The organism is Porphyromonas bobii, assembly GCF_943169685.1.
GTDB classification, from domain to species: domain Bacteria; phylum Bacteroidota; class Bacteroidia; order Bacteroidales; family Porphyromonadaceae; genus Porphyromonas; species Porphyromonas pasteri.
Genome location: NZ_CALPBU010000007.1, coordinates 88,439 through 100,433 on the forward strand (window position 1 = coordinate 88,439; position 11,995 = coordinate 100,433).

Genomic DNA, 11,995 nt, shown 5'->3' on the forward strand with positions numbered 1-11,995 from the left:
TGGGAGGTCGCTGGGGGAGCTACACCAGAGGCTGGGGCTCGCCAATCCAGGCGATGGCCTCATCGATCGTGTGGATCTGAGGGGCGTAGAGGAGGCGTCTGAGATCTTCGATAGTAGTCTTGACGCAGTAGTCCCCTGCGAGGCCCGCAACGTCGATGCGGCGCGCGTTCATGAGGAGGTCGGGCACTGCATCGTGGAAGGCACTGTAAGAGTCCTTGTGGCGAGTCATCGCCTTGGGGATGAAGAGGACATTTTGCCCCTGACGCTTGCGCTCCATGATCGCATCAGACAGAGGAGGATAGAGAGCAGCCCCCGTAGTATAGCGGACGCAGTGGATAGGCCATGGGCCACCAGAGACATCGAAACTACAGTGGTCGGCAGGATGCTGGTCCATAGGACGACGATAGCGTCGTACTCGGCATGGTGCTCCTTGACGTAAGCGGTGAGGTAATCCATCGCTGGGATCGCGCCTTCGATGGCGAGGGAGCCGGTGATGAAGTCGTTCTGGGGATCTACGATCAGCAGGATGTTCATGATTAGAGGTAGTGGTGTGGTTTTTGGGGGTAAAGAGTGAGGGGATAAGGGGTGGCGCGCGGGGAAGGCGCCTGAGTGCCCCAAGGCTGGGCCTCTAAGAGAGGGTACTCAGGCGGCTCCGCTACGCCGCATCTCAAGTCTTATCAGAGCTCGAGATCGAGGTCGAACTGCTCATGCCAAGGCAGGCCCTGCTTCATGAGCTTCTCCATGAAGGGATCTGGATCGAACTCCTCGACGTTGTACACGCCTGGGCGACGCCAGAGGCCCTTGAAGAACATCATCGCACCGATCATGGCGGGTACACCCGTGGTGTAGCTCACGCCCTGAGCGCCGGTCTCCTGATAGGCAGCCTGGTGGCTGCAGTTGTTCCATACGTAGTAGGTCTTCTCCTTGCCGTCCTTGATACCGCGGATACGGCAGCCGATGGACGTCTCACCCGTGTAGTTCTCACCGAGCTCACCGGGGTTAGGCAGGATCGCCTTGAGGAACTGGATGGGGACGATCTCGACGCCGTTGTAGAGGACGGGGTCGATACGCGTGATACCGATATTCTGCATGACGCGCAGGTGGGTCAGGTACTCCTGTCCGAAGGTCATCCAGAAGCGTGCACGGCGGATCGTGGGAAAGTTCTTCACGAGCGACTCCAGCTCCTCGTGGTAGAGGAGGTAAGACTCACGCACCCCGATGTTGGGATAGGTCAGGGGCTTGTGGATCTCCTGAGGCTCGGTCTCGCGCCACTGTCCATCCTCGTAGTACTTACCCTTCTGGGTGATCTCGCGGATGTTGATCTCGGGATTGAAGTTCGTGGCGAAGGCCTTGTGGTGGTCCCCACCGTTGCAGTCTACGATATCGAGGTAGTGGATCTCGTCGAAGTGGTGCTTGGCAGCATAGGCGGTGAAGACCCCGGTCACCCCTGGGTCGAAGCCACAGCCCAGGATAGCCGTCAGCCCAGCTTCTTCGAAGCGCTGCTTGTAGGCCCACTGCCAGCTGTACTCAAACTTAGCTTCGTCGAGCGGCTCATAGTTCGCCGTGTCGAGGTAATTGACGCCTGCCTCGAGGCAAGCATCCATGATATGGAGGTCCTGATAGGGCAGAGCGACATTGATGACCAGCTCTGGCTTGAAGGACTTCATCAGAGCGACGAGCTCGGGGACGTTATCAGCGTCGACGGCTGCCGTCTGGATCTTGACATTGGTAATCTCGGAGGCAATCTTATCGCACTTACTCTTCGTGCGGCTGGCGAGCATAATCTCAGTGAATACGTCGCTATTCTGTGCCACCTTCTTGGCCACTACCGTACCGACACCGCCGGCACCGATAATGAGGACTCTTCCCATACGCTATTCTTAGTCTTCTTAGGCTAAAGGATAAATAATACGATTTCCGTCTATACCACTTAAGGTACAGATCTACACAAAGGTACAAAAAGTAGAGGGAAGCCCTTCGCTCCCCTCAAGAGAGCGCCTTGCATCCGCTCTCCTGAGACTGCTTCTGAGAGTCCTGCCCGCTATTTATTCTGCTAAGGCATCGCGCGCCCAGCCCCCCGACAGACCTCTCCGAAGTGATACACAAGCCCTTCGCCTTATCGCGAGTATTCCTCTTATTCAGCGGAAGGAAAAGCATCATTCTCGTGAAGGGAAAAGCGCCTTCACGTAGTGGTTTTCCTCTGTCTTTGTACGTAGTCTTAAAGACCAGGCACGTAAACCCAAATATCCACGTACGTAGATATTAGAGCCACGTACGTAGCCCACACTTTTCTACCGCTTGTCCGCAACTTTTATCCCTGCACGGAGCAACAACCCAATATAGGTCACTTCACGAAGCTATATAGGAATCCAAGTAAAGCTATATAGGAATCCAAGTAAAGCTATATAGGAATCCAAGTAAAGCTATATAGGAATCAGTCCAAAGCTATATAGCTTTCTTCGCCATCCTATATAGCTCTACCCACCCATATACCTATATATAGGGCCCTCGCGACAGGCGCATCCACTCCGTAATTATAGGGGCTCGCGGAGTAAGGATCGGGAAGTCGGTCTGCAAACGAATAGCCGTTCGCACCACGAACCACTACTGATCCGAGTGCGAACGACTATTGCTTTTAGTCACCGCCCTAAAGCAAGCTGGCTCCCCCTCCTGCAAGAGGAGAGGGAGCCAGCTGATGATATATTAGCCTACGTAAGATTAATTAGCGATAGGCTTCTTAGAGAAGAGGCGGATATAAGCCTTCAGCTTACCCTGCTCAGTAGCATTGAACGTCCAACCGTTCGCCTTCGTCGCAGTACCGACACCCATGGGACCACGGTTACTCTGGATATTTTCCCCATAGTAGTAGAGCCACTGAGGTTCGGCTTCCGTACTACGGATCCAGTAGAAGAGCGAGTTCTGCGAGCCTGTAACCCCCTTGTTATTTTGGCGGTGCCCATTATACTCATACCCACCGAGGGTCAGCTCACGCTGTGCGTCATCGGCTTCAGGCTCATAGTCCATGTATTTATCAGAGCCTCCCTTCCAAAGAATCCAAGGCATATCCCAACCATAGTGGGTAGCGAAGCTTCCCGTATAAGGGCGATGGAATGCTGGACCAAGATAACGAGAGTAGACATGCAACTTTGACGCCCTTGTATCGAACTGATAGGCATTGGCCGTCAAGAACTGCTGCCCTTCACCCCAGCCAACGATCATATATCCAGTCATTGGATGCCTCGTGTTTCCGAGTCGGACATAGGACGTCGAGAAGTAAAGGCCCTCATTAGCTCCATCCGTCTTGTACTGCAGAGGCTTCTTTGTATCCCCTACGATGTAGGGAATCTGCATCTCGGCAGGGATTCTGATCGCAGCGATGTTATGAGCCTGACCCGAGAGGCTTTCGTGGAGGCCACTGTATGCTTTTCTCTCATAACGCTCCTGACCAGATAAGACTATGGGATAGTTAGCCAAGGTCTCTGTTGCACCCCGAAGATAGCCATACATGTTTGTATTGAAGGCCTTCGGCACAGAGGCATTATCATCATAGGAGTGGAGGTAGTGCGTGTAGGTGAAGTTCTTACCATCCGAAGAGGTGTCCTTAAAGGGATTGTCAGGCAGCTTCCCAGGGAAAATCGACGCCCAGTAATTGATATCGGGTAGCGCATCACCTTCAGCCACCGTCATATTCTGCATCTCTGCATAGGAACGGTAGCCCCCCTCATCTGCCGTCTTCAGGTAGTGGAGGAAGGTGTAGATCTTCGTCTGAGCACCTACGAGACGGATACTCTGACCGCCACGACTCGTAGATGAGAGGCGGAAGGCACCTGCGGGGAAGTTACGCGTCAAGAGAGGCTTACGGATAAGTGCCTTGGGCAGCATCGTACCATTACTTCCAACGCGATTGTACTCAACACCCGTGCGATTAGCATCGTAGAGGAGGACGTGCATCACACCACCACGGCTCTGCTCGGTAGCAGCGTCCGTCTGAGGCATAGCCCAGATGAGGTAGTACTTAGAGGACTTAGCGCCCGTAGCGATATCTTCCTTCTCCTTGAGTCAGAAGTCGGTATAGTTAGGGAAGGGCAGCGACCAGCCATAGGTGGCAGCCGTCGAGTCGATGACATCCGTCCCGTCAGCACGAAGGCCCGTCCAATGAGCAGCGAGATCCTTTGAAGAGTGGATATTCTCATCCGAGAGGTTGTAGCTACCACGGAAGGTCATCATATTCGTGAGGATACGCATCCCTGCGAGCTTGATCGAGGAGAAGTTCTCATTCTTAATCTCAAGTCTCAGGAGCGTCCCCTGAGGGCGCAGGGAGAAGCGACGGCTCCCGAAGGAAAGCGTAGGAATGCTGCCATTGCCCTTATCGACATAGTTACCATCCTCAAGCGTCATCCACTCAGAGAAGTAAGGTACGTCAAGCTTAGCGCGCTCAGCGTCCGTATAGCTGCTCCCCTTAGTCGCCTTAGTGATCCCCTTGAGGTTCCACTTACCATTAGCGCTAAAGAGGTCGATCCCTTGGTCCGACTGAGCATCAGAGCTATACTTCACAGACTCGAGGTTATTGGGGTCTACAGACAGCGTGCGACCATTCAGCGTACCGCCGACGATCAGCGACATACTCCAAGTACCCTTCGTGAAGTTAGAGCCACTTGCAGCCGTGATGGATGCACCAGACTTCTTCGTATGGAGGTAGAGGCGATCGCTTGGCACAGCAGAGCCATCGGGGTAAGTCGTGCGACGCTCCATCGTAACCGTGGTGATCGTGACAGGCTGAGAGCGAACCGTTGAGCGGAGGATGACAGTCGCCGTGACGTCGCCCGTCACCGTGGAAGGATCAAGGTGGGGAGCGGTCTTCGTCGTGCCACCATCCGTCTCATCATAGACGACATAGTCAAAGGCACGGCCTGCCTGCGCCTGCGCTTCGGCAGGAGACGTAGGCGTCTCGCGCAGCTGATCTGCGCCAAAGTCGAGCAGGAGCTCTACGCCAGGACCCGCAGGGGTAGTGGCGTCATCAGCCAGTCTATTGGCATCTTCCTGACGGCAAGAGCCGAGGAGCGCGCCAAAGAGACCTGTAAATAGAAGTAATTTTTTAAACATAGATTGCATTATAGAACAATTCATTTTGATGATATAGTACCAGACCAAGGGCAGCGATAACCACTTGCCACAGCCAGTACTACTACGGAAGGAGAGGGAGGTGAAGAGGCTCCAAACACCTAAAATTCGAAGCTTCAGGGAGCCTAATCGCCTACAAAGATACACTTTTTATCAAAAAGTCATCTACTACCCTCCCCCGTAGGAGCGCAGCTACCAGCTGCGCTCCTTCAGCCAATAGAGGGTATTAGCACTCCCTCTCGTATCCCTTGTGACGCGATCATCCACCAGCGAAGCACCAGAGCGCAGAATCGGTATGCAGGGCGGATTAATATTCTCATACTCCGTCGAGATGCCTTCCCCCCAGTAGTAGATCGCTTTATCATTACGCGTGTTGAAGGGTAGCGTACGTGAGATGATCGCATTCTGATCCACCGTAGCCCAGAAGGAGGGATGCATCAGATAGTAGAACTGGTTGTTGATATCGAGATTCGACCCGATATAGTAGGTATCCAGCTTCATCTTCTGATCGGTAGGGAAGCTAATTCGCACGGCTACCTTATACATATTCGTGCGCTCATAGCCCCCTGGCTTACCTGGCTTCGTATATCCGCCTTCCTTCTTGCGGTAGTTCTGCGTATTGATATCGGGGTCGATATACATAATCCCGTAGAGCATATTATCACGCCAGCTATAGAAGTTCGCCATATCATACATCCCAAAGGGCTTGGGCTCGAGCAAGACGCGCTTCGAATTAGGGATCACAGAGGCGATGCGACTATACCCAGTGCCCCAATTCTGTACAGACCCACTCGTGAGCGTATTGTAGTTCACCGTGAGGAGCGTACCGATCTCTGTCCAGTAGGGCAGGCGGTAGGCATTCTTCAGCTCAGCACGCATATTGGCGGCAGGCATCTTCTGCGCATCAGCGTACCTCAGCCAGGAGCCCAGCTCCAGCCCATTATGGACATAGAGGCGCTCGATAGGCAGCATCGGACGAAGGAGACGTAGCGTCATAGAGTAAGAGTGACGCCCCTTAAATTCATCCCCCGTAGAGCCTAAGAGATAGCGCGTACCGAACTCTGGAGTCAGCTGCTTAGGATCGCGGCTGTAGCTACTTGCCTGGGTCGTAGGTGCAGCGCCCGTAGCCTTCTTCATTGTAGGATGACCATAGAAGAGCGTCTGACAAAAGTTCCGGATCAGCCCATTCACCGACTTCCCCATGGCTGCAAGGGGCTTCGCAGGGTCCGTGGGCATGACAGCCAAGATATAGCGACCAGCGACCTCCGTAGCTTGATTCCCCGAGCGTGCGTTGATCTGCGTAGGGAAGTCCTTCAGCGTAAAGGTGCTGACGAAGTGAACGCCATTGACGTAAATCCATTCATTAGTGACGCCCGTCTTCTTCGTCCCCTCTGGCGTCCAATACGCATTCGGCTCGATGGAGGGAGTGGCTGAATTGAATCGACTATCCCCAGCACCGAGCGAAGAGAAGTCATAGACACCCTCGGTCACGAGGCAGTTCGACTCCATCGTGATCTTCGGATCGAGGGTCATAGGCTGACTCATGTAGCTCGCCACACGCAGCTCAACAAAGGCGGCCTGCGGAGTGAAGGTCATACGATCCGTGCGTGTCTGCCCAGCCGTCACCTTGGGGGTAATCTTCGTGCCATCCACCTGGACCTGACGCCAGCCCGTAGCGAAGGGGACGACCATCGAGAGGCGGTCACCAGCGCCGACCTTGCTCAGGGACATATCGGACTCATAGTCCTCCAGCTGGTCGGCATTCTTCAGCGCGCGGTTCAGCCTGAAGGACACCTTACCACCAGAGATCTCAGCACCACCGAAGAAGCCCATCATATACCAGTCATGCGAGGGATCAAGGCTCGCGCCTGCGCCCAGCTCGACGCTCTGCAGCGTGAGTCGCGTCTTATCAGACTGGCCAGCGACCTTCTCGAAGCGGACTCCCCACTGAGCCTTTGCCAGAAGGGTCTTCCCTGCCGTCTTATCATAGAGGGCGAGCACGGACTTCAGGCTATGCTGACGCTCAGCACCACTGCCATTCGTAGTGCGGTCGAAGTCGATCTTAGGAACAATATGGGTATGTGTCTCCTGACCTGCCGAATAGGCATCTGACTTGAGGACAAAGGGTAGCCCTTCATGGGTCTCGACATGGCTGGCGGAGTTGTAAGCCCCACGAGCGCTCTGTGCAGTGGCAGCGATAGGTCGGTCATCGACCTCCGCCTCGAGCTCGGCAGTATAGGTACGGCCTGGGCGCCAGGCTTCAGTCACGGCAGCCTCTCTGGCTGTCGCCGTCGTCATAGGCTCGGCCTGACGGCATGAAGAGAAGGAGAGTGCTGACAAACCTACGAATAGTGCCAGCTGTATAGGTAGAAGTTTTCTCATCTTATCGGGATTAAGGGAATAGGGATGATGGCTACAGGATGTCTGTACGGATATCCTCACGGGGGGTCAAGTCGGGTCCCATCTCGGGATCATCAACCTCCTCAAGGCTGAATGCCACCAGCATACTCATACCAGTACGGAGCTTGAAGATCTCCCCCTTGGGAGGATCATACGGCTCACGAAGCGAGTAAATCATCTTCATAGACAAATACATTAAAATGTGTGTACGATACACCCCCTTCGCCACCTTGGCTAAAGGGGAAAAGGGTGGCAAATTTATAAAATAGTTACGAAAAGTCCATCGAATCTTCCCGCAAGAACACGGCTCCCACATCAAAATCCCCACCTCATCTGCAAGCTGGATTGTAGCAGAGTGATTTGCAAATGACTACTGGTCTGCAGTCAAACGGCTATTGGTTTGGGGTGCGAACAACTACTCGCTTGACATGCAAACCACTAGTCATTTGCACCCCGAAGCACTACTGAACCGAGTGCAAACAACTATTGCTACCACCCTACCCTCCCGCAACGTCACGGCTTCCTGTCTCCTCAAGTAATTATTCCTTTGCGAAGGGACCTATACGGAGAGGTGGTGTGAACCTATATAGGTCGATGGGCGAAGCTATATAGGTCACGACTGCAACCAATATAGGTCCGCGACGCGACCAGTATAGGTCGGAGCAGTGACCAATATAGGTCGACACCACCCTCCCGTAGTGCTTAGGCGATCGATAAGTCACACCCAGCCACCCCAACCGACGCACAGTCCTCACCCACAGCACAAAAGAAAGGCGAGCCGACCCACAGACAGTGAGCCGGCCCGCCAGGGGAATGAGCAAGAATGAGTGTGTGCTATTTCTTCGTCAGACAAGCTGCACAATAGCAAAATGATGTGCCCTCTCTTTCAACTATTGAAGCACGACCACCACTGAGATATAACCAATCCGGTTGGAAGGGATAGAAAATGAGAAGAGTACATCGACCATGCACTATAGGGTAAAGGATAAGACGCTACACCTTTGTTCTCTGCGGGAGCCCCTCCTTGAAATCATTTGTACCAGTTTTTTTCGGAGCGATATATTTGCAGATTTGCTCTGCTACCTCCACCATCTGCGTCGTGAAAAGACAAGGAATTCCATCCTCATCAATCCCCTTATCATATTGCTTTGCTCGCGATAGCGCATTATTGATCAGCTTAAAGGCCTTTCGTGGATCCATACCGCCAAGGAGCAACTGACTACACAGACCTTTGAGATGCTTAGGTCGCTTAACTTCATTAAGTGAGCTTAAAGTTGATAGCTTTTCCTCAGGATCCTCCTCGCAATAGCTATAATACAGCCACATCTCAAAGCAAGGATTACTAATGATCCAGCGATAAGGCACATCACCTTCTTCTGCAAGGAGCTCCTGTAGTTCGAATCGAAAGTTATCCAAATCGGTAAGGAAAAAGACCCGATCTATCCCCTTTACCTGAAAGCTCTCATCATTCACCGTCACCTCATGCGTCTTTACGTCATAAGCATTCCGCCAGTAAGTCTTCATATCTCGAGGAGAAGACCCTAAATGAGACTGGCTATTCTGACCCGACCTTTGCCCTTGAGGAGAAACAAAGAGAAGCTTGAGAGAGGTAATTCCTTGCCTCTCCAGCTGCCTGAAATAATCACGCTCCCGCTTCTCACCTCCTGACAGGACAAAGAAGAGAGCAGGCTCCCTCTCCCCCCTAGCCCTCGGTGTATATGCTTCGGAATTGGGAGGGAAGAAAGATATCTCTACCCCAGAAGGCATGGAAACCACTTCCTGAGAAGAGGCAAACTGAGGACAGAGAGACCTTTTCCCCCGCTTCGGATTGTCGTAGTGCAGGTCACGCATTGGACTCAAGTTCGATAGCGCCTTCGTAGCTACCTCCAAAACGCCCCTCCCTATAGCCTCGGCGTATCGAAGTCGTATGGTGTAGCTTAAACTCATCCAATGAGTATAAGGTGCTACTTCCCAAGACCTTCTCCACAAGCCAAATCTCATCGCTACGTAGCAAGCGATTTTGCTCCATCAACTCAGTCTCATGGGTAGAAAAAATCAGTTGCCCTCGCGTAGTCGATTTGCCAAAGAAGCGCACCAAATCAAAGAGCAATTGAGGGTGAAGGCAATGGTTGATCTCATCGATAAAGACTGTCTTCTTGGACTTCACGGCTGAATAGATTGCAGGGAGAAGGGTCAAGAGGCGCACTGTCCCATCCGATTGGTCCTGAATATCTAAATCAAAAGTTCCGGCTTCGCTCACTTGTTTGAAGAGCAACTCCTGCACCTTCATCTTCCCCTGCTCCGATAAAGTCGAAAAAAGAGGGCGACGAGTCGAAGAATACGCACTAAGCACCTGATTATCTTTTAGTTGACCAAAATCCTCACTTGTGATGGACCCACTATGACTACGGAGCCATTCGTCCGCATCCGTAGTATTTACCTCCACCCCATCAACCCCAATAGAAAGTTGTAAAAAAACACGATTGACAAAGTTTAACACCTTTTCATTCTGGTCTAATAACTCGATAAGCCGTGGCAGTTCGGAGTGCATCCCAATAACAGAAAGCTCTTCTTTAAACCAACTATAGGCCCTCGCAACCGCCTTATCCTCCAGAACAGGGAAGGTCTTGAGCAGCGAGAGAAAGGAAGCATAGCGATGGCTCTCCCCAAGCATGCGCTCCACAATATCCTTGGTATGTTGCCACTGCTCTTGTTGAGCCTTCTGCAAAGCTTCTCCAAGTTCGACAGTCTCTAAAGCCCGGTGGTAAAGGAGAGTATTCTCTGACCCTACACCTGAGAGGTATAGATCCTCTCGCTCAACACCTCGCTCCGACACAGCAACATCGTAAATAAAAGGCTGATCCTGAGTTTCAAACTCCACTAAGAGCTCTATAGGGCGCACATCCTGATTCGAGCTTAGTCGGTAGCGGTGACGTGTCACAAATGCCTCTGTCAAAAATGCTTCTTCTAAAGCAAAACGACGTAGGGTATTGATTCCCTTGAAGAGATTTGACTTCCCTGCTGCATTATTCCCATAGATCGCAGCCTGTTTCAAGAGGGGTATACCATTAGAAGAATAGATATGTTCTACATTCCCTTCACGCTTACGATTAGGGAACATATGGAACTCTTGTGCCGTTTCAAACGACAGGAAATTCTCCAAGATAAGACGTAGTAGCATTGGTATATTCTTGTGTTGACTAAGCAAAGATAAGGCTTTATCTTCCTATCACAAACACATGCGTGAATTTTTCACGCTTACACTCGACTATCTATTATACCACAAAGCCCACACCAATATGAAGGCGGGCCGATCCACAACATGTGGGCCGGCCCGCCAGGGGAAAGAGCAAGAATGAGTGTGTGCTATTTCTTCGTCAGCGAGAACTCAAGGATCGTGTGAATCCCCGTAGTCCCCGAGTAGGCACTCTTATAGCTACCACCCTCGAAGAGGAAGAAGTGCAGGCCGTGATGACCTCGAGTCTTCCCAGCTTCCGAGGGAGCGAAGGGGAAGGCGGGGTGCTCAATAGACACCGCATCCCACGTAGCGGAGTAGGTGTAGTCGGCAGCCCACGTCAGGTCGCCCGTAGCCTTGCCATTGGGACCTGGGAACCAGCCGGCATACGAAGCGAGGATGAGCGATGCCGTCACGCCCTGGGGCTTCGCGAGCTCCTGTGGCTTGATGGTCAGCGTATTCGTCTTCTCTTCGAAGGCTACTGGGATATCAGCAGCGAGCCCCTGCAAGATGAAGCCCTTCTTAGCTTGGTCAGCGATGAGTTTGACGTCTGCCGTCTTCTTCTCGCCCTGGTAAGCAGCGATGTAGGTCAGCGTGTAATCGCCGAGCATGGCATTGTAGCCAAGCGGGCCATAAGACTGTATCAGGCGGAAGCTCTTGGTGTAGAGATCACTCAGCTTCAGCGTGAGGTTCGCCTCGCGCTGGAAGACATTCGTGCTCTCGACCGTGATGAGGAGCTTCTTGTCCTCGATCTTGAAGGATGCCCATTCAGGCAGGCCCTCGATCTTGACCTCACTGGGACGGATGTCCCCGACGAGCACGATCTCGATGGTGCCGCCCTTACGCTCGATGGTGTAGGCTGACTCCAGATCGGAGACGTAGCTGTAGGCACCGAGCTGGGAGATGGCTACCTGCTGGGTCTCGTCGCCTCGCGTGAGGGTGATGAGGCCCGTGCGAGTCGTGGGCTCAGTGAAGGGTGCGACGGTGAAGGTAACCTTCGTACCCTCGGTAGCGCCAAGGGTGATCCAGCTGGCCTCCGACTTCGCGGTGAAGCCCCCTTCGGCGAGCGTGATCGTCCCCGTACCACCTGCAGCAGTGAAGTTGTGCTCAGAGGAGAGGACGCGTAGCGTGTGCTCGGTCTTCGTAGCAGGGTCGTCCTTGCGGCAGGAGCTGACACCTACGAGGAGCGTAAGCGAAGCCAGGAGGAGCGCCCCGAGCGAGCGATGTATGATCTTCATA

9 protein-coding genes are annotated in these 11,995 nt (G+C 53.0%); all 9 read right to left on the reverse strand.

Going from position 1 to position 11,995, the window contains the following annotated elements:
• Positions 1 to 19 precede the first annotated feature (19 nt).
• The 9 genes from KO088_RS07615 to KO088_RS07655 all read right to left on the reverse strand — a co-directional run bounded on the left by KO088_RS07615 (position 20) and on the right by KO088_RS07655 (position 11,994).
• Positions 20 to 394, reverse strand: coding sequence for a cysteine hydrolase family protein (locus KO088_RS07615; RefSeq protein WP_251419885.1), 375 nt, complete (start codon positions 392 to 394; stop codon positions 20 to 22).
• A 283-nt stretch (positions 395 to 677) separates the two neighbouring features.
• Positions 678 to 1,871, reverse strand: coding sequence for a saccharopine dehydrogenase family protein (locus KO088_RS07620; RefSeq protein WP_215494244.1), 1,194 nt, complete (start codon positions 1,869 to 1,871; stop codon positions 678 to 680).
• An 847-nt stretch (positions 1,872 to 2,718) separates the two neighbouring features.
• The gene (locus tag KO088_RS07625; RefSeq protein ID WP_215494245.1) at positions 2,719 to 3,996 is read right to left on the reverse strand and encodes a hypothetical protein; all 1,278 of its coding nucleotides are present in this window, start codon (positions 3,994 to 3,996) and stop codon (positions 2,719 to 2,721) included.
• A 63-nt stretch (positions 3,997 to 4,059) separates the two neighbouring features.
• Positions 4,060 to 5,103 (reverse strand): hypothetical protein, encoded by a 1,044-nt coding sequence (locus KO088_RS07630; RefSeq protein ID WP_215494246.1) that lies wholly within the window; start codon positions 5,101 to 5,103, stop codon positions 4,060 to 4,062.
• A 210-nt stretch (positions 5,104 to 5,313) separates the two neighbouring features.
• The gene (locus tag KO088_RS07635; RefSeq protein ID WP_215494247.1) at positions 5,314 to 7,503 is read right to left on the reverse strand and encodes a hypothetical protein; all 2,190 of its coding nucleotides are present in this window, start codon (positions 7,501 to 7,503) and stop codon (positions 5,314 to 5,316) included.
• 31 nt (positions 7,504 to 7,534) lie between these two features.
• On the reverse strand, positions 7,535 to 7,705 hold the full coding sequence (locus tag KO088_RS07640; RefSeq protein ID WP_215494248.1) for a hypothetical protein: 171 nt from the start codon (positions 7,703 to 7,705) through the stop codon (positions 7,535 to 7,537).
• A gap of 809 nt (positions 7,706 to 8,514) precedes the next feature.
• Positions 8,515 to 9,372 (reverse strand): RloB family protein, encoded by an 858-nt coding sequence (locus KO088_RS07645; protein WP_215494249.1) that lies wholly within the window; start codon positions 9,370 to 9,372, stop codon positions 8,515 to 8,517.
• A complete protein-coding gene (locus tag KO088_RS07650) occupies positions 9,365 to 10,702 on the reverse strand; it encodes an AAA family ATPase (RefSeq protein WP_215494250.1) in 1,338 nt (445 codons plus the stop codon). Before KO088_RS07650 ends, KO088_RS07645 begins: the two co-directional genes overlap by 8 nt.
• Positions 10,703 to 10,887: 185 nt before the next feature.
• Positions 10,888 to 11,994 (reverse strand): BACON domain-containing protein, encoded by a 1,107-nt coding sequence (locus tag KO088_RS07655; protein ID WP_215494251.1) that lies wholly within the window; start codon positions 11,992 to 11,994, stop codon positions 10,888 to 10,890.
• Position 11,995: the final 1 nt, after the last annotated feature.